This is a genomic window from Oceanibaculum pacificum (assembly GCF_001618175.1).
GTDB lineage: Bacteria > Pseudomonadota > Alphaproteobacteria > Oceanibaculales > Oceanibaculaceae > Oceanibaculum > Oceanibaculum pacificum.
In genome coordinates, this window is the sequence record NZ_LPXN01000096.1 from 13059 (window position 1) to 31989 (window position 18931).

At 66.2% G+C, this 18931-nt stretch carries 15 protein-coding genes; 3 read left to right on the plus strand and 12 right to left on the minus strand.

Going from position 1 to position 18931, the window contains the following annotated elements; all coding sequences use genetic code 11:
- Window positions 1-53: 53 nt before the first annotated feature.
- The 3 genes from rnd to AUP43_RS07570 form a co-directional block, all read right to left on the minus strand.
- Window positions 54-1223, minus strand: a complete 1170-nt coding sequence (rnd, locus tag AUP43_RS07560) for a ribonuclease D (protein WP_067554615.1) — start codon at window positions 1221-1223, stop codon at window positions 54-56.
- Between the two features lie 46 nt (window positions 1224-1269).
- The gene (locus AUP43_RS07565; RefSeq protein WP_067554618.1) at window positions 1270-2022 is read right to left on the minus strand and encodes a GGDEF domain-containing protein; all 753 of its coding nucleotides are present in this window, start codon (window positions 2020-2022) and stop codon (window positions 1270-1272) included.
- 170 nt (window positions 2023-2192) lie between these two features.
- On the minus strand, window positions 2193-3161 hold the full coding sequence (locus tag AUP43_RS07570) for a 2-hydroxyacid dehydrogenase (RefSeq protein ID WP_067554621.1): 969 nt from the start codon (window positions 3159-3161) through the stop codon (window positions 2193-2195).
- Between the two features lie 129 nt (window positions 3162-3290).
- Between AUP43_RS07570 and AUP43_RS07575 the strand changes: the two genes are divergently transcribed.
- Entirely contained in the window at window positions 3291-4097 is an 807-nt protein-coding gene (locus AUP43_RS07575; RefSeq protein WP_198154845.1) for a cell envelope integrity EipB family protein, read from the plus strand.
- 35 nt (window positions 4098-4132) lie between these two features.
- Here the strand turns inward: AUP43_RS07575 and AUP43_RS07580 are convergent, their stop codons facing one another.
- Together AUP43_RS07580 and AUP43_RS07585 are read right to left on the minus strand one after the other, a co-directional pair.
- Complete coding sequence (locus AUP43_RS07580) at window positions 4133-5416, minus strand: DNA polymerase IV (protein ID WP_067554627.1); 1284 nt, start codon at window positions 5414-5416, stop codon at window positions 4133-4135.
- Window positions 5403-6338 carry an ROK family protein gene (locus tag AUP43_RS07585; RefSeq protein ID WP_067554630.1) on the minus strand — a complete coding sequence of 312 codons (936 nt, stop codon included), beginning with the start codon at window positions 6336-6338 and terminating at the stop codon, window positions 5403-5405. Before AUP43_RS07585 ends, AUP43_RS07580 begins: the two co-directional genes overlap by 14 nt.
- Window positions 6339-6537: 199 nt before the next feature.
- On the opposite strand from AUP43_RS07585, the gene AUP43_RS07590 reads away from it, so the two are divergent.
- Together AUP43_RS07590 and AUP43_RS07595 are read left to right on the plus strand one after the other, a co-directional pair.
- A complete protein-coding gene (locus AUP43_RS07590; RefSeq protein ID WP_067554633.1) occupies window positions 6538-6903 on the plus strand; it encodes a response regulator in 366 nt (121 codons plus the stop codon).
- A gap of 4 nt (window positions 6904-6907) precedes the next feature.
- Window positions 6908-8338, plus strand: a complete 1431-nt coding sequence (locus tag AUP43_RS07595; protein ID WP_067554636.1) for a PleD family two-component system response regulator — start codon at window positions 6908-6910, stop codon at window positions 8336-8338.
- A 69-nt stretch (window positions 8339-8407) separates the two neighbouring features.
- Here the strand turns inward: AUP43_RS07595 and rpmG are convergent, their stop codons facing one another.
- The 7 genes from rpmG to AUP43_RS07630 all read right to left on the minus strand — a co-directional run bounded on the left by rpmG (window position 8408) and on the right by AUP43_RS07630 (window position 18795).
- Window positions 8408-8575, minus strand: a complete 168-nt coding sequence (rpmG, locus tag AUP43_RS07600) for a 50S ribosomal protein L33 (protein ID WP_067554639.1) — start codon at window positions 8573-8575, stop codon at window positions 8408-8410.
- A gap of 115 nt (window positions 8576-8690) precedes the next feature.
- On the minus strand, window positions 8691-10253 hold the full coding sequence (locus AUP43_RS07605) for a S41 family peptidase (protein ID WP_198154846.1): 1563 nt from the start codon (window positions 10251-10253) through the stop codon (window positions 8691-8693).
- Window positions 10254-10490: 237 nt separating this feature from the next.
- On the minus strand, window positions 10491-12773 hold the full coding sequence (rnr, locus tag AUP43_RS07610) for a ribonuclease R (RefSeq protein ID WP_067554645.1): 2283 nt from the start codon (window positions 12771-12773) through the stop codon (window positions 10491-10493).
- Complete coding sequence (gene topA / locus AUP43_RS07615) at window positions 12774-15305, minus strand: type I DNA topoisomerase (protein ID WP_067554648.1); 2532 nt, start codon at window positions 15303-15305, stop codon at window positions 12774-12776. It abuts the gene before it with no gap.
- A gap of 60 nt (window positions 15306-15365) precedes the next feature.
- Window positions 15366-16505 (minus strand): DNA-processing protein DprA, encoded by a 1140-nt coding sequence (gene dprA, locus AUP43_RS07620; RefSeq protein ID WP_067554651.1) that lies wholly within the window; start codon window positions 16503-16505, stop codon window positions 15366-15368.
- Window positions 16506-16594: 89 nt separating this feature from the next.
- Window positions 16595-17275 (minus strand): response regulator transcription factor, encoded by a 681-nt coding sequence (locus tag AUP43_RS07625; protein ID WP_067554653.1) that lies wholly within the window; start codon window positions 17273-17275, stop codon window positions 16595-16597.
- 92 nt (window positions 17276-17367) lie between these two features.
- Entirely contained in the window at window positions 17368-18795 is a 1428-nt protein-coding gene (locus AUP43_RS07630) for a sensor histidine kinase (protein WP_067554656.1), read from the minus strand.
- Window positions 18796-18931: the final 136 nt, after the last annotated feature.

Sequence of the window (18931 nt, forward strand, 5' to 3'; positions counted from 1 at the left end):
AATAGGATACCGGACCGCGATAGTCCAGTATTAAGAGCGAGTCGCAATTGGGATTATTGCGCGGCCAGCCCCTGCACGGGGACGATCTTCACCGTCATCCCGTCGGCCGTCAGCGCCAGGCGGCCCTGCTTGAGGTCCAGCGCATCGTCGCCGAACATCTCGCGCCGCCAGCCTTGCAGGGCCGGCACGTCGGCCTTGTCGTCTGCGGCGATGGCTTCCAGATCGCCGGTATTGGCCACCAGCTTCTGCGCCACGCCATTCTCCTCGCAGCGCAGCTTCAGCAGCACCTTCATCAGTTCGACGATGGGGCCGCGGCCGGCCGGCAGTTCGACGCGCTCGGGCAGTTGCGGGCGATCTTCCTTCGGCACTTCGGTTCCGCGCTTCACGGCGTCCAGCAACTGCTTGCCCATGGCGCCCTCGGCGAAGCCCTTGGACAGTGCGCGGATCTTGCCAAGCTCGTCGGCGTTCTTCGGCTCGCGGGCGGCGATTTCCAGCAATGCCTCGTCGCGCAGGAAGCGGTTGCGCGGCAGATCGCGCTTGCGGGCCTCCAGCTCGCGCCAAGCGGCGATTTCGCGCAGCACGGCCAGGAACTTGGTGCTGTTGGTGCGCGGCTTCAGCCGGCGCCAGGAATCCATCGGGTCGGCATCGTAGGTCGAGGCGGCGGTCAGCACCGCCATCTCCTCGGTCAGCCAATGGGCGCGGCCGTTTTTCTCCAGCATCTGGGCCAGCTTTTCATAGACGATGCGCAGATGCGTCACATCGGCCAGCGCATAGTCGAGCTGCTTGTCGGAAAGCGGCCGGCCGGCCCAGTCGCTGAACCGGAAGCTTTTGTCGATGCGCGCATTGGCCAGGCGCGAGGCCAGCGTCTCGTAGCCCACCGAATCGCCGAAGCCGCAGACCATCGCGGCGACCTGGGTGTCGAACAGCGGCGCCGGGATGACATTGCCGAGGAAATAGAAAATCTCGATATCCTGCCGGGCGGCGTGAAACACCTTCAGCACGGCGGGATTCGCCATCAGCGCGAAAAGCGGCTTCAGGTCCATGCCGAGGGCCAGCGGGTCGATGGCGGCGGCGGCGTCCGGACCGGCGAGCTGCACCAGGCAGAGCTGCGGATAATAGGTCTTCTCCCGCATGAACTCCGTGTCGACGGTGACATACTCGGCCTTGGCGAGGGACTCGCAGAAATCGGCGAGGCTTTTGGAATCTTGGATCAGAATGGTCATGCCGTCTCAATAGCATCCGCCGCGAGGACGGACCAGACGGGAAAGCTTACTCGACGCTCACCAGACGGCGATTTGCCTGCTTGTTGCGGTACATCTGCTGATCGGCGCGGGCCATCAGCGTCGCCTCGGTGTCCTGCGGGCCGAAGGCGACGGCGCCGACGCTGACGCGAAGCTGGATCGTCGCGCCATTATATTCCACCGTCAGCCGGTTGAGCTGGCGCAGCAACTGGCGCGCCCGGGCGAAGCCGGAGTCGGAGCTGGTGCGCGTCAGCAGCGCCGCGAATTCGTCGCCGCCCATGCGGGCTACGCTGTCATGACGGCGCACCCGGTCGGCCAGGGTCTCGCTGACCTTCTTCAGCGCTGCGTCGCCGGCGGCGTGGCCGTGGCAATCGTTGATCGCCTTGAAATCGTCGATGTCGGCATAGATCAGCACGCCGCCGATCTCGGTGCGGCGCGATTCCTCCAGCGCCGTCGACATCTGCAAGGCAAAGCCCCGGCGGTTGAACAGGCCGGTCAATTCGTCGGTGACGGACAGGTTCTGCAGCTTCTCGATCTGCTCCTGCTGCTGGGCGATGATCTGCCGCGCCTCGGCGACGGCAAGGGCCAGCCGCATGATCTCGGCGGAGGTCAGGCTGTTCGTGTCGCCCAGCAGGGCTGCTGTGTCGGCCAGCCAGGCTTCGATGCCGGATTCATGCTCCGCCGCGTCGCCCAATCGCCGCATCAAGGCGGCCACGCTGATCGGGCTCATGCCGACGGCAGCGTCAAGGGTGGGTGGCAGGACGGTCAAAGCGATGGACATGGCGTGATCGGGCTCTCCCAAGCCAATAACGAATTCCTGTCCTCTCCTAAGCAACCGCCATGCCAACGGGTTATGGGATGGTTAATATGTTAAATAACAATGGGTTGAGAAATTCCCTTAAGTCGTCCGACCGGCAAATCCTGCCGGTCGGACAGTGTTTGCCGGGTAAACTAGGTCACGATGTCGGCCGGCCGGCGGCCGGCGAAGAAGGCGTCCAGATTGTCCAGCGCCCGGAATCCCATGGCGTCGCGGGTCTCGGTCGTGGCGCTGCCGATATGCGGCAGCAGGAAGCAATTGGCAAGATCGCGGTAGCCCGGATGGATCGCCGGTTCGTTCTCGAACACGTCCAGGCCGGCGGCCGCCAGCTTGCCGGATGTCAGCGCCGCGATCAGGGAATCGTCATGCACGATCGTGCCGCGCGCCGTGTTTATCACCACCGCGCCGTCAGGCATGCTGGCGATGCGCTCGGCATTGAGGAAATGATGCGTTTCCTCGGTCGACGGGCAGTTGATCGACAGGAAATCGGCGATGCCCAGCATCTCCGTCGGGTCTTCGTGGAAGATCGCTCCCCGTTCCAGCTCGGGCGACAGGCGGCTGCGGTTGCTGTAGTGGATTTCCATGTCGAAGCCGCGGGCCCGCTGGGCGACGGCGCGGCCGATGCGGCCCATGCCCAGAATCGCCAGCCGCTTGCCGGTGACATGCACGCCCAGCAGGCCGGTCGGCTCCCAGCGGCCCCAGCGATCCTCGCGCACCATGCGCTCGCCCTCATAGGCGCGCCGCGCGGCGGCCAGCAGCAGCAGCAAGGTGGTGTCGGCGGTGGCGTCGGTCAGCACGTCGGGCGTGTTGGTGACGGTCAGGCCGCGCGCCTGCGCGGCGTCGATATCGATATGGTCATGGCCGACGGAGAAGGTGGCGGCGATCCGCACCTCGGGGGGCAGCGCCTGGATGACGTCGGCGCTCAGCTTTTCGGTCGGGCAGAGAAGCAGGCCGTCATGGCCGGCGCTGGCGCGAAGCAACGTCTCGGCATCGTAGGCGGTGTCCTGCGGGTTGAAGGTCGCCGCGTAATCGCGGGCGAGCCGCGCTTCCACCTTCGCGGGCAGCTTGCGGGTGATGAGGATTCGGGGACGGGCCTCTGCCATATTTCCTCCAGATGTGTGAGCCAAGCTCTTGTGGTTTCATGATTTGCGGTGCGGTTGCACCTTCCGTTGGGCACTATAGATCATCACATGAAGAATGCGCGGATAACCCAAGGGTTTCGGAGAATGACGATGCGCGGGCGGTATGGAGTGCGGCGGGCGGTCGGGTGCGTTCTCGTGCTGGCGACCCTATCGAGTCCGGCGCTGGCGTTCGATATCGCGCCGCACCGCGCGGTCTACAAAATGTCGCTCGGCAAGACCGCCAGCAACAGCGAGGTGGTGGCCGCCGAGGGCGCGATGCTGATGGAATGGGGCGATAGCTGCGAGGGCTGGACGGTCGAGCAACGCTACCGTCTGCGCATGCTCTACAATCAGGGCGGCGAATCCGACATGGCTGTCACCTTCGTCACCTATGAGGCGAAGGACGGCTCCACCTACCGTTTCTTCGTCGAACGCGCCCGGCCGACGGGCGATACCGAGAGCGTCAGCGGCAGGGCCGAGCATGCCGGCGGGAATGATGGCCTAGCCACCTTCACCCAGCCGCAGGCCGAGAAGATCGAGCTGCCGAAGAATGTGATGTTCCCGACCGAACATACCCTGGCCATCCTGAAAGCGGCGGAGGCCGGCAAGCGCTTCCTGGGCGCCCGGGTGTTCGACGGCAACGAAGTCGAGGGCGCGATGGAGGTGACGGCCGCCATCGGCGCGCTTATTCCCGCCGCGACGGACGAGAAAACCCCCGCCCTGCTGCGCCGCCCCTCCTGGCCGATCCGCCTCGCCTTTTTCGGCAAGGATGCGAAGGCCAGCGGCCAGCCCGACTATGAGCTTGGCCTGCGCCTGTTCGACAATGGCGTGGCCACGGAGCTGAAGCTGGATTATGGCGATTTCGTCATCGAGGCCAATCTCGACCAGATCGAAAGCATGAAGAGCCCTGGCTGCTAAAGGCTCTCCGGCCGCAAAAGCCTGCTTCTGCCCGGTTATTTTCTCGCCGCCAGGCCTCGGCCTTTCAGGATCGCGGTGTCGCCGAGCTTCTTGCGCACCGCGTCCATGGCGCCCTCGATCTTCTTCTGCCGGTCGCGGTTGCGGTCGATCAGGTCGGGCGGGTCGGCCTGGGAGGGATCGGCGAAGTCGCTGGCGCCGATGCCGATCAGCCGGAAGGATGTGCCCGTCGCCTCGCGCTCCAGCAGCGGCAGGGCGGTGCGATAGAGCCGGTCGGCCAGCAGGGTCGGGCTGTCGAGATGCTTGGAGCGGGTGATGGTGCGGAAATCCGCCGTCTTCAGCTTCAGCGTGATGCCGGCCCCGGCCAGTTCGGCCGCCTTCAGCCGCTTCGCCAGCTTTTCCGAAAGCCGCCAGAGGATGCGCTTCAGCTCCTCCGGGTCGGCGATATCGTCGTCGAAGGTGGTCTCGGCGGAGACACTCTTGGTCTCGCGTTCGACCTCCACCCGGCGGGGATCGATGCCCTGGGCGAAGCTGGCCAGCCTCTCGCCCATCGCGCCATAACGGGCGATCAGATCGCGCGCCGGCATCTGCTGCAGATGGCCGATATGGGTGACGCCGTCCTTCACCAGCTTGGCCTGTAGGGCCTGGCCGACTCCCCAGATCAGCGAGACCGGCTGCTTCGCCAGGAAATCCAAAGCCTCCGCCTGGCCGATGATGGCGAAGCCCCGCGGCTTGTCGAGGTCGGAGGCGATCTTGGCCAGGAACTTGTTGTAGCTGAGGCCGATGGAGACGGTGATGCCGATCTCGGTCTCAATGCGTTTGGCCAGCATGGCCAGCGTGTGCGCCGGGCTGCCCTTGTGCAGCGTTTCGGTGCCGCCGAGATCGAGGAATGCCTCGTCGATGGACAGCGGCTGCACCAGGGGCGTCACCCCCTGCATCAGGGTGCGGACCTGATGGCCGACCGCGCTGTATTTCGCCATATCCGGCTTGATGACCACGGCGTTGGGGCACAGCTTCAGCGCCTTGAACATCGGCATGGCGGAGCGGCAGCCATAGAGCCGGGCGACATAGCAGGCGGCCGAGACCACGCCGCGCTTGCCGCCGCCGATCAGCACCGGCTTGTCGCGCAGGCCCGGATCGTCGCGCTTCTCGACGCTGGCATAGAAGGCGTCGCAGTCGATATGCGCGATGGACAGGCTGTGCAACTCGGCATGGCGGATCAGCCGGGGCGAGCCGCAGGCCGGGCAACGCACCTCGGCCGCGCCCGCCGGCAGGCGGGTTCCGCAATCGCGACAAAGCCCCGGGGCGTCAGGCGTCGGCATTCATCCCAATATCCTGGCTGGCCGGCTCCGGCCATAGCCAGGCGGCACCGCGCACGCCGCTGGAATCGCCATGCATCGGCGGCACCAGGGGCGTCACCACTGTATCGGAAAACACATAGCGGCCCCACAGCTTCGGCACGTTCACATACAGCCGCTCCAGCGTGGACAGGCCGCCGCCCAGCACGATCACGTCGGGGTCCAGTATGTTCATCATGCTGGCCAGCGCGCGGGCCAGCCGGTCCTCGTAGCGTTGCAGCGCCAGCTCCGCCGCTTCCTCGCCTTGCGCGGCGGCGGCGCAGATATCCGGGCTGGTGAGTGACTGGCCGGTGGCGGCGTTGTAGTCCAGCGCCAGGCCGCCGCCGGACAGGAAGGTCTCCAGGCAGCCATCCAGCCCGCAATAGCAGCGCGGGCCCGGCCGCTCGGCATCCTGCGGCCAGGGCAGGGGGGTATGGCCCCATTCGCCGGCGATCGAGTTGGGGCCGACCAGCGGACGCCCATCGACCACGATGCCGCCGCCGCAGCCGGTGCCGAGGATGGCGCCGAACACAACGCCCGCCCCGGCGGCCGCACCGTCCGTGGCCTCCGACAGGGCAAAACAATTGGCGTCGTTGGCCAGGCGCACCGGCCGGTCGAGAATCGCCTCCAGATCCTTATCCAGCGCATGGCCGATCAGGCAGACCGAATTGGCGTTCTTGATCAGCCCGGTCGCCGGTGAGATGGTGCCCGGTATGCCGATGCCCACCGTGCCGCGCCGGCCGGTGCGCTGTTCGGCCATCCGCACCAGCCCGGCGATGGCGCGCAAGGTGCCGTCATAGTCGCCCTGCGGCGTCGGCACGCGCTCGCGCAGCAATGCCTCCCCGGTGCGCTCGTTCAGGGCGATGATCTCGATCTTCGTGCCGCCCAGATCGATTCCGAGCCTCATGCTTGCCTCATGTCGCATTTGTCCTGTTTCATGACTTATGGTTAAAAGGCTTGGCCGATATACGAAACAAACCGTTTCGGAAAAATCGCGTGGTCTTGGTAATAATCGGATAAGCTTGTCGGGAAAAGCGCGCTGGGGGCCCAGAGGTTCCAGCGGGGCGCCGATGCCGGGCGGCAGGAAGCCGCCAAACGGAGGAAGAATGCCGAAGACAGTTCTGATCGTCGAGGATAACGAACTGAACATGAAGCTTTTCCACGATCTGCTGGAAGCGCATGGCTACGACATTCTGCAGACCCGCGACGGTATGGAGGCGCTGCGGATCGCGCGTGAGCATCATCCCGACCTGATCCTGATGGATATTCAGTTGCCGGAGGTTTCCGGCCTGGAGGTAACCAAATGGATCAAGGAGGATGACCGGCTGAAATCGATCCCGGTGATCGCCGTCACGGCCTTCGCCATGAAGGGGGACGAGGAGAAAATCCGGGAGGGCGGTTGCGAGGCCTATATCGCGAAGCCGATCTCGGTGCAGAATTTCCTGGAGACCGTTCAGAAATTCCTGAGCTGAGCCCATGCCTGGTCGCGTGCTGGTCGTCGACGATGTTCTGCCGAATGTGAAGCTGCTGGAAGCCAAGCTTTCGGCGGAGTATTTCAACGTGATCACGGCGATGAACGGCCCCGACGCGCTGATCCTGGCGGATAAGGAATCGCCGGATATCATCCTGCTCGACATCATGATGCCGGCAATGGACGGCTTTGAGGTGTGCCGGCGGCTGAAAGCCAATGTGAAGACCCAGCACATCCCCGTGGTCATGGTGACCGCCCTGTCGGACAATAGCGACCGGGTGAAGGGGCTGGAATCCGGCGCCGACGATTTCCTGACCAAGCCGGTGAACGACATCGCGCTGTTCGCGCGGGTGCGGTCCCTGGTGCGGCTGAAGACCATGATGGATGAATGGCGGTTGCGCGAGCAGACCTCGCACGAACTGGGCGTCATGTTGCAGGCCGACCAGGTGAAGGAGGTCGACACCGCTGACGCGGCTATCCTGATCGTCGAGGACAACCCCATCGATATCGCCAATATCGAGGATATCCTGCGCGCCGGCGCGTCGCGGATCGACACCGAGATGTCGCCCACCAAGGGTGTGGAGCGGGCGGCTACCGGCGATTACGATCTGGTCATCACCAGCCTGGGGTTGAGCCAGGGCGACGCGCTGCGCGTCTGCTCGCAATTGCGCGCGCAGGAGAAGACCCGCCAGGTGCCGATCCTGCTGGTCGGCGAGGATGATCAGATGCCGCGCATCGCCAAGGGTCTCGACCTCGGCGTGAACGATTATCTGATCAAGCCGATCGACCGCAACGAATTGATGGCCCGGGTGCGCACCCAGATTCGCCGGCGGCGCTACCAGGACCGGCTGCGCGACAATTACGAGAAGAGCCTGTCGCTGGCGCTGACCGACAGCCTGACCGGCCTGTATAACCGACGCTATCTGTTCAGCCATCTGCAGGGGCTGACCACGCGCACCGGCGGCAGCAACAAGGCGATGTCGATCCTGCTGATGGATCTGGATCACTTCAAGCGGGTGAACGACACCTATGGCCATGTCGTCGGCGACGATGTGCTGCGCGAGATCGCCAAGCGCATCCTGGTGAATGTGCGGAATTTCGATCTTGTCGCGCGGCTCGGCGGCGAGGAGTTCGTCATCGTCATGCCAGACGCCGACCGTGAAATCGCCGAACGGGTGGCGGAGCGGCTGCGCCGCAAGATCGCCGAGGCCCCCTTCATGCGCGACGCGGCGTCGACCGAGAGCATCGATCTGTCGGTCAGTATCGGCATCGCCGACAATGCCGAGGTGCAGGGCGACCCGACCGAGCTGCTGCGCCGGGCCGATATCGCGCTATATCACGCCAAGAATGCCGGGCGCAATTGCGTGCGGCTATACGATCCGGCCATCGAGACGCCGGGGAATAAGGGCGTTCGCACGCTGAATTCGGCCGATTGAGGCTGCCCGGAAACGACAAAGGCCGCCCGAAGGCGGCCCCACTATCGAGATACGCTCAAAAGAGCGGTCTTACTTGATCTTCGATTCCCGGAAAACGACGTGCTTGCGCACCTTCGGGTCGTACTTCTTCAGCTCCAGCTTGCCGGTCATCGTCCGCGGATTCTTCTTCGCGACGTAGAAATAGCCCGTGTCGGCGCTGCTGATGAGCTTGATCAGAAGGGTATTCGACTTCGCCATGGCGGCCGGTCCACTGTTAGAGCTGTTGAATAAGAGGCGCAGAACATAGCCGCAGGAAATCTCCTGTCAAGGCATAAGCTGCGCTGTCACGCGCTTTCGCGCCCCCGCTGAGTCTTCACTGGGCCTTCTGGGCAACAGCGACGACTGACATTTCACGCATCCGGGTCAGCAGTTCGGGGTCGTGGACCAGCAGGCGGGCGACATCGAGGTCGATGCTCTCATTATGCGCCGGCTTGGAGGGGCACGCCTCGCGCAGCTCCTTCTGCCGGTTGGCGTCCAGGTCGGCGACCACGCGGCGTGCGTTCAGCAGGGCGGAGGGACGCACCGCGCCCCGCCGCAGGTCGCTGATCACCTGCACCGGGTCGTCGGTGTAATTGGCCGTGCACACGGTCGGCAGCACGCCATAGGTAGACAGCGCATAGCCGGAGGGGGCGAACAGCCGCGCCCAGGTCAGCGTCATCTCGCCCTCGTTCGGCAGGCGGATCACGGTCTGCACCGAGCCCTTGCCGAAGGAGCGGGTGCCGATCACCAGCGCCCGGCCGGTATCCTGCAAGGCGGCGGCCACGATCTCCGAGGCGGAGGCGGATGCGCCATTGATCAGCACCACCATGGGCAGGCCCTGGGCGATATCGTCGCTGCGCGCATCGTAGCGCTGCATCGAATGCGGGTGCCGGCCGCGCGTGGAGATGATCTCCCCGGTCGGGATGAACATATCGGCCACCGACACCGCCTGGTCCAGCAGCCCGCCGGGATTGCCGCGCAGATCGAGGATCACCCCGGCCATGCGCGGGCCGATCTCGCGCCACGCCTCGACCATCGCCTTGGACAGCGAGGCGGTGGTGTCCTGGTTGAAGCCGTTCATGCGGATATGGGCGATGTCGTCCACCCGCTCGAAGGTAACCGTTGTCGGCACGATTCGCGCCCGGCGCACGGAGACGTTCAGCGTCTCCGCCGAAGCGCCATTGACCGGGCGATGCAATGTGAGCGCCACCGGCGTGCCGATCACGCCGCGCAGCCGGTTCACCACGTCGCGGCTGGACAGGCCCTGGACCGGTTGGCCGTCGATCTGAGTGATCTCGTCGCCGGCCTTCAGCCCGCCGCGCGCCGCCGGGGTTTCCGGCATGACGTTGGCGATAACCACTTTTTGCTCGTCCGGCAGCAAGGAGACGCCGATGCCGCCGAAACCCTCGCGCTGCGCCCGGTTGTCGCGCGCCGTGTCGTAGTCGGCATAGCGGGAGAACCGGTCGAGATCCTTGAAGGACGCCTCGAACACGGTGCGGTAGAGCTGCTCCGGCGGGGTTTTGGCCAGCTCCGCGGAGGAGGAGCGGCCGGCCAGGATGACGGCCGCCGTCAGCATGCCCCAGCGCACCGAATCATCCTCGCGCGGGGCGGGAAACTCGCCGATCACGGCGCGCCCGACCGACAGGCGCACCTTCTCCTCGCCGCTGGAAACGGAAACCGCCGGGTCCAGCCCCTGCAAGCCCTGCATGCCGTGCAGCGCCACGCTGCCGATCTGCACCGGCTCCAGGTAATATTCGCGGATATTGTCGTAGCCGGCGGCGAAAACCTCGGCTGCGTCGCGGGCCTGAAACTCGCGCGGCGCAGGGGATGGGTCGACCGTGCTGGCGCAGGAATTGGTCAAGACCAGCACCGCCGCCAGGATGAGCGTCGATCTCACACGATGGGCCAAGCCTGACATCTGCCCGTCCAGGCCGTTAAATTCCGACATGATGTCCTAACGCGCCACTCCGTAAGCCATTCCGACGACGCCGAACCGTCCTCAGCGTCGGCCCTGCCTTGGCCGGCGACCGGGGAGGAACGCGATAACGCCAATCGATGCGGCGGCCGCGCCGCCCCGCCGATTACACTATTGTTTGCGCAAACCAGTTTGGAAAACCAGAGGATTCCAGCGGAATTATCGTTTACGCGCCGCTTTGGTCGATTTTTTCCCGCCCTTGCGCGGCAAGGCGGGGCGGCGCGATTTTCCGGGACCGGTCCGGCTGCCCATTTTCTGCCGGGCGGAGCGGCCGGCCATCGGCTCGCCCTGGGTGCCGCCCTCCATCAGCTCGAACAGCAGGCCGCCGGTCACCTGGTCGGCTTCCGCCAGCCGAACCTCGACCCGGTCGCCCATGGTCAGCGTCAGGCCGCGCGACCGGCCGACCAGTTGGTGGCGCACATCGTCATGGTCGTAATAATCGTTCGGCAGGGTGCGGATCGGCACGAAGCCGTCGGCCCCGGTCTCGTCCAGCGTGATGAACAGGCCGAAGCGGGTGACGCCGTTGATGCGGCCCTGGAACAGCGCGCCCACCCGGTCGGCCATGAAGGCGGTGACGTAGCGGTCGATAGCGTCGCGCTCGGCATGGGCGGCGCGGCGTTCGGTGATGGAGATATGCTCGCCGATCTCAGCGAAGCGCGGCAGCTCATCGTCGGACAGCGCGCCGGTGCCCAGCTTCAGGCCGCGGATCAGGGCGCGATGCACCAGCAGGTCGGAATAACGGCGGATCGGCGAGGTGAAATGCGCGTAGCGCTGCAAGGCCAGGCCGAAATGCCCCAGATTGTCGGGGCTGTAGACCGCCTGCGCCTGGGAGCGCAGCACCAGCTGGTTCACCATCTGCTCGTTCGGGCCGCCGCGAACCTGGGCCAGGATATGGTTGAAATGCTTCGGCGTCATGACCTGGCCCTTGGCCAGATTGAGCTCGATGCCGTGCAGCACCTCGCGCAGGCCTTCCAGCTTTTCCGCATCCGGCTCGTCATGCACGCGGTACATGCAGGGCAGACGCAGGCTCTCAATGGTCTCGGCGGCGCAGACATTGGCCAGGATCATGAATTCCTCGATCAGCTTGTGGCTGTCGAAGCGTTCCCGGTTGCGGATCGACTGCACCATGCCGTCCGCCCCCAGCACGACCTGGCGCTCCGCCAGATCCAGCTCCAGCGTGCCGCGCAGCCGGCGCGCCTTGTCCAGCGCCTTGTAGGCGGCGAACAGCGGCTTCAGCACCGGCTCGACCAGCGGCTCCGTCGTCTCGTCGGTGCGGCCGTCGATGGCGGCCTGCGCCTGCTCGTAGGTCAGCCGGGCGGTGGAGCGCATCAGGCCGCGCACGAATTTATGGCTGATCTTCCTGCCCTGCGCATCGATCCACATATGCACGGCCATGCAGGCGCGGTCCTCGTGCGGCCGCAGCGAGCAGAGATCGTTGGACAGCGCTTCGGGCAACATCGGCACCACCCGGTCGGGGAAATAGACCGAATTGCCGCGCTCATAGGCGCTTTTGTCCAGCGCGTCGCCGGGGCGCACATAATGCGCCACGTCGGCGATCGCGACCATCAGGTGCCAGCCGCCGGGATTCTGCGGGTTGGCGTCCGGCTCGGCGAACACCGCATCGTCGAAGTCGCGCGCATCCGCGCCGTCGATGGTGACCAGGGGAATGCCGCGCAGATCCTTGCGCTTGCCCAGCGTCACCGGCTTCGCCTTCTCCGCCTGGGCCAAGGCCGCGGGCGGGAATTCGGTCGGAATGTCGTTGGTGTAGATCGCGATCAGGCTGATCGAGCGCGGATTGCCGGTCGAGCCCAGCAACTCCACCACCTTGGCGCTCTGCACGCCCAGGCGGGGGGCGCGGATAATCTCCGCCACCACCAGGTCGCCGGGCTTGGCCCCGGCGGAATCGCGCTTGTCGATGCGGTATTCCTGGCGGTGCTTGCGATCGGTCGGGCGCAGCACGCCGCCGTCGCCGCCCAGATCGTAGACGCCGAGCACGCGGTTGGCCGGCCCGCCCAGCTTGCGGATGACGCGGCCCTCATAGAGGTCGGGACCGACGCGGCGCAGCCGGGCCAGCACCCGTTCGCCGGTGGTGATTGATGGGCTGCCGGGGCGGTCCGGGGCCAGCATGATGCGCGGCGGCCGGCCGGCCTCCTTCCAGATCGCGGGGACGCCGATGGGCTCGCCATCGGCATCGATCTCCACCACCTCGACCACGATTATTTCCGGCAGGCTGCCGGGCTTGGCCAGCTTGCGCTTGCGGCCGCGGTCGATGTCGCCGCTGGCCTCCAGCTCGCGCATCACCTTCTTCAGCAGCATCCGGTCATCGCCGGAGATGCTGAAAGCGCGCGCCACCTCCCGCTTGCCGACGGGAACCGGGCTGTCGCGGATGAATTCGGCGATCTGCTCGCGCGTGGGGAAGCCGGGCGTCGGTTTCTTGGCCACCTAGTCGGCCTTCCACGGGGGAGGCTGGGTTGCGTCGTCCGTCTTGGCCGGCTTCTTGGCCGCAGCCTTCTTCGGGGCGGCCTTTTTCGCCGGGGCCTTCTTTTCCGCGCCGTTGGCCGCCGCTTTCTTGGGCGCGGCCTTTTTCGGGGCGGCTTTCTTGGCCGGGGCTTTTTTTGCGGTCGCCTTCTTGCCCTTGGCCGGGCCCTTGGCATCGACCAGCGCGACAGCCTGCTCCAGCGTCACCGCCTCGGCATCCATGTCCTTCTTCAGATTGGCGCGCACCCCGTCATGCTGCACATAGGGGCCGAAGCGGCCCACATAGGGGCCGAAGCGGCCGATGCCGGCGGTGATCTGCTCGCCCGATTCCGGGTCCTTGCCGATCTCGCGCGGCAGCGACAGCAGGGACAAGGCGCCTTCCAAATCGATGCTGGCCGGCGACGCCCCCTTGGGCAGCGAGACGCGCTTCGGCTTCTCCTCGCCATTGGCCTCGCCAAGCTGGATATAGACGCCGTACGGCCCCTTGCGCATAGAAACGCCAAGGCCGGTGGCGGGGTCGGTGCCCAGTTCCTTCGTGCCGCCGTCGGGCAGGCCGCCTTCCGCCGAATCATCGTCGCCCGGCAGGGTCAGCGCGCGGGTGTGGCGGCATTCGGGATAGTTGGAGCAGCCGATGAAGCCGCCATTGCGGCCCAGCTTCAGCCCCAGCCGGCCGGTGCCGCAGGACGGGCAGCGGCGCGGGTCGGTGCCGTCCGCCGTCTCGGGGAAGAAATGCGGCCCCAGATCGGCGTCCAGCGCATCCAGCACCTGGGTGATGGTCAGATCCTTGGTGCCGTCGATGGCGCCCCGGAAATGCTGCCAGAAATCGCGCAGCACCTGCTTGTAGTCAATCCGCCCGCCGGAGATGTCGTCGAGCTGGTTCTCCAGTTCGGCGGTGAAATTATACTGGACGTACCGCTCGAAGAAATTCGACAGGAAGGCGGTGACCATGCGGCCCCGGTCCTCCGGCACGAAGCGGCGCTTTTCCAGCCGCACATAGTTCCGGTCCTGCAGCACCTGCAGGATGCTGGCATAGGTGGAGGGGCGGCCGATGCCCAGCTCCTCCAGCTTCTTCACCAGGCTGGCCTCCGAATAGCGCGGCGGCGGCTGGGTGAAATGCTGGTCCGGCTTCACCAGGCCCAGGCCCATCGGGTCGCCCTTCGCCATCGGCGGCAGCAGGCGGCTTTCATCATCCTCGGCCGGCTCGTCGCGGCTTTCCTGATACAGCGTCAGGAAGCCGTCGAAGGTGATGATGGAGCCGGTCGCGCGCAGCACCACCGTGCCGTCCGGCGTGGCAATGTCGGCGGCGGTCTGGTCCAGCGCCGCGCTCTGCATCTGGCTGGCGACGGTGCGCTTCCAGACCAGCTCGTACAGCTTCAGCTGGTCCGGCTCCAGGAAGCGGGCCACATCCTTCGGGCGGCGGAACAAATCGGTCGGGCGCACCGCCTCATGCGCTTCCTGGGCGTTCTTCGCCTTGGTCGAATAGGCGCGGGGCACGTCCGGCACGTATTTGTCGCCATAGTCGCGGGCGATCAGGCCGCGCGCGGCCCCCACGGCCTCACGGCTGATCTGCACGCCATCGGTCCGCATATAGGTGATCAGACCCTGGGTCTCGCCGCCGATATCCACGCCCTCATACAGGCGTTGGGCGACCTGCATGGTGCGGCTGGCGGAGAAGCCCAGCTTGCGCGAGGCCTCCTGCTGCAGGGTGGAGGTGGTGAAGGGCGGCTGCGGGTGCCGCTTGACCGTCTTCTTCTCCAACTCGGCGACGGCATAGCGCCCGGCCTTGATGGCGGCCACGGCGCGTTCGGCGGCGGCCTGGTCCTTCAAATCCATCTTGCCCAGCTTCTTGCCGTTGAGCTGGGTCAGGTTGGCGGTGAATTTATCGCCCGCCTTGGTGGTCATCTCGGCGGCGACCGACCAATATTCCTGCGGCCGGAAAACCTCGATCTCGGCCTCGCGCTCGCACACCAGCCGCAAGGCGACCGATTGCACGCGCCCCGCCGACTTGGAACCGGGCAGCTTGCGCCACAGCACCGGCGACAGGGTGAAGCCGACCAGATAGTCCAGCGCGCGGCGCGCCAGATAGGCGTCGACCATCTCGCGGTTCAACTCGCGCGGGTTGGCCATCGCGTCGAGCACGGCGTTCTTGGTGATCTCGTTGAAGGTGACGCGCTTCACGTCCACGCCCTTCAGCACCCGGCGCTGCTCCAGCACTTCCTTCACATGCCAGGAGATCGCCTCGCCCTCGCGATCCGGGTCGGTGGCGAGATAGAGCCGGTCGGCCCCCTTCATCTCCTTCAATATGTCCTTGATGTGCTTTTCCGAGCGGCCATCGACCTCCCAGATCATCGCGAAATCCTGCTCCGGGTCGACCGAGCCGTCTTTCGGCGGCAGGTCGCGGACATGCCCGAAGCTGGCCACGACCCTATAGTCGTCGCCCAGATACTTATTGATCGTCTTGGCCTTCGCGGGCGATTCGACGATGACGACGTTCATGGCCGGGCCACGTTACCTTTCGTGGTTTCGGGACGATGGCGGGCGAATGGAGCCCTACGATCAGTCGCCGACGACCCGGAGGGCGACCTTGTTGCCGGGCAGCCTTTCCAGCCGTCCCGCGAGGTCGATTTCCAGCAGCACCGTCAGGACAATCGACGGTGACAATTGGCATTGGCGGATCAGTTCGTCAACAGAGACAGGTGAAGGGCCTAATAATTCAATGACTTGCCGCCGCGCTTGGGTCAGGGTTCCGGCATCGGGCTCGACCGGAGGCTGGTCGAACAGGTCGGGCGTGCCCTCCGAAAGCGGGCGTCGCAGCATCGGCGACACCGCCTCGATCACATCCTCGGCGGTCTCCACCAGGGTGGCGCCGGTGCGGATCAGCCGGTTGGTGCCGCGGCAGCGCGGGTCGAGCGGGGAGCCGGGGACGGCCATCACCTCGCGCCCCTGCTCGCCGGCGAAGCGCGCGGTGATCAGCGAGCCGGAACGCTCCGCCGCCTCCACCACCACCGTGCCCAGCGCCAGGCCGGAGATGATGCGGTTGCGGCGCGGGAAGTGCCGCGCCGTCGGCTGCGTGCCGGGGGCGGATTCGGCGATGATGACGCCCTGCTGCCAGATATCCTCGTAAAGGCCGGTATTCTCCTCCGGATAGATCACGTCGATGCCGCCGGCCACCACCGCCGCCGTGCCCTGCGCCAGCGAGCCGGCATGCGCCGCCGCGTCGATGCCGCGCGCCAGGCCGGAGGCGACCAGGAACCCGGCCTCGCCCAGCCCGCGCGCGATGCGCTCCGCCAGGGTGCGCCCATTGGCCGAGGCGTTGCGCGCGCCGACGATGGCCACGGTCGGCTTTTCCAGCAGATACGCATGGCCGCGCAGTGAGAAGACCGGCGGCGCGTCGGGCACGGCGGCCAGGGCCGGGGGATAAGCGGGGTCGACCAGCGTCACCAGCGTGGCGCCGAGCCGCGCCAGCGCCGCCAATTCGCGCTCCGCCACCGCTTTCGGATACAGGCTCAGCGGCTTCGCCCGGCCGCCCTGACGCGCCAGCTCCGGCAGCGCCTCCAGCGCCCGCCCGACGCTGCCATAGCGGCCCAGAAGCTGGCGGAAGGTGACCGGCCCGACATTCTCGGTGCGGATCAGCCGCAGCCAGTCCACACGCTCCTGCTCGCTGGGAATGCGGCGGTATCCGGGGGTGTCGATCATGCCCGAAACGATCCGCGACGCCGCTGCCGCCGTCAAGACCTATGGTTGCGTCGTGAGGAATTATGCGCCTCAAACCTGCAGGCGAAGGTCTAAGCCGGATCGGCCCCGGTGAAGATGTAGCCCTTGCCGTAGCTCATCTTGATCGGGGCGGGCAGGCCGGTGGCCTGCTCGATCTTGCGGCGCAGGCGGCGGACGACGGCGTCGAGGTTGCGGTCGGTGCCGCTTTGCGCCGGGCGGTCGAGGGCCTGGGTCAGGCTTTCCCGGGTGCAGGCGGCCCCCGGATTGGCCATCAGGGCGGCCATGAAGGCCAGCTCGGTGGCGGTCAGCTGCACGCTCTGGTCGTTCGGGGCGATCAGTAGCCAGTTGGTCGGGTCCTGCCGCCAGCTTTTCGGCGTTGGCGCGTCGGCCAGCGCCAGGCGGCGCAGCAGGCTGCGCACGGTGGCCTCGATCTCGCGCAGGGTGGCGGTTTTCACCAGATAGATGTCGGCGCCGCTGTCCAGCCCGTCGATGCGGGTCTGCGCGCCGCTATGCGCGGTCAGGATGATGATGCCGCAGCGCGACTGGGCGCGCAGCTGGCGCGCCAGGCTCAGCCCGTCGCCGTCCGGCAGGGTAATGTCGAGTATGACGATATCGGCCGGCTGTTCCGCCAGCAGCGGCAGCAGGGCGCGGGCGGAGCCGGCGCCCGCCACGTCATGACCGCAGCCGCGCAGATATTCCACCAGATCGGTACGCAGCGACGGTTCGTCTTCGACAACAATGATGCGTGACATGCCTTGTCTGTGGCTAACGTCGTGAGTTCCAAAATTTTTATGTAAAGCATGCATACGGATTGCTGCCGGTTCTTGCAACCTTCGAAGGCCGGCTATACGGCTTTTTGCTGTTTCGGCAGCGACAGGGTGATGCGGGTGCCCTGGCCGATATCGCTGTCGACGCTGAGCTGGCCGCCATGGGTTTCCGCCAGCCGCCGGGCGGTGTAGAGGCCGAGGCCGGTGCCGGAGATCGCGCGCGCGTTGGAGGCGCGGAAGAAACGGGTGCCGACCGAGGCGACCTCGCGCCGGGGAATGCCGATGCCGTTATCCTCCACCCGCAGCGTCACCCGGTCCCCCACTGTGCTCAAGGACAGCGTGACCGGCTCCTCGGCCGGGGAATATTTCAAGGCGTTGTCGACCAGATTCACCAAGACAGTGTGCAGCATGGTGCGGTCGCCCTCGATGGTGGTCACCGCATCGGGCTGGTGATGCAGCACGATGCGGGCCATGGCGTCATGCTCGGCGAAATGCCGGCGCACCTCGTCGATCATCGCCGGCATGTCCAGCGGCTCAAGCCGCAGCGCGCCTTCGTCCAGCCGCTCCATCGACAAGAAGGTGTCGATCAGGATGACTAGCCGGCGCACCGCGTCGCGAATCGCCGCGATGCGCGTCAGCACCGGCGCGCCGGGGGCAGAGAGCAGCATGCCGATCATCTCCGCCGCGCGGTCGATGACCGCCAGCGGGGTGCGGAATTCATGGCTGACCATATGTAGGAAATATTGCTGCTCCTGGCGCAGCATCCGTTCCTTGGCGAAGGAGGCGGACAGATCCTCCTGCAACGCCCGGCGCTGATCCACCTCCAGCGTCAGCGCGCGGTTCTTGTCCTGGATGTCGGCGGTCAGCCGGGCCGCCACCATCGCCACCAGCCCGACGAAGATGAAGATCATCGAGATCAGCGTCTCCAGGAAGAACAGCCCGTGCAGCATGTTCTCGTCGGCCACCATGTCGCTCGTCGGGTCCTGGAACAGCGCCAGCAGCCCGCGCACGGCAAGGAAGGCGCCGTGGCCGCTCAGCAGCGCCATCATGCTCCAGCGCAGCGGCCGGGGCAGGCTGCGGTCCCGCCAGAAGCACAGCGCCATGACGCCGAACAGCGAGCCCAGCAGCAAGCCCGCCATGGCGACCCGGATGCCGACATTCTCCGGCGCCAGATAGGTCGCCAGCGGCCAGAAGGTCACGGTGATCAGGATGGCGGCGCCGCCGACCCACCAGCGGCGCGGCTGGTTCAGGAAGCGGGCGATGCCGTCGGCAATCCAGACATGGCCGAGATTGATCAGGAAATTGGCGAGGATCACGCTGTAGAACGGGTCGATGATGTCCCGCAGCGACATCAGCGCGATGCCGATGCTGAACATGATCAGCGTCACGCCGAAGGTCCGCAGCCCGCGCAGCTTGCGTTGCGCGCTCCAGATGACGAACCAGCCGATCCCGAGCAGGAACGACGTGATGCAGATCACGATCAGGAGAGTTCTGACGTCGAGCATGGGCTTGTGACGAATGGCTGTTGGAGCGCTATTATCGGCAAGCCTTCCCGCAGGGGAAGGATAATTTGGGATGCGTCTAATATTCGCTGCCGAAGGCAGGGCCGAAACGCCGGTCCGCCTGCTGGCACCGACCGAG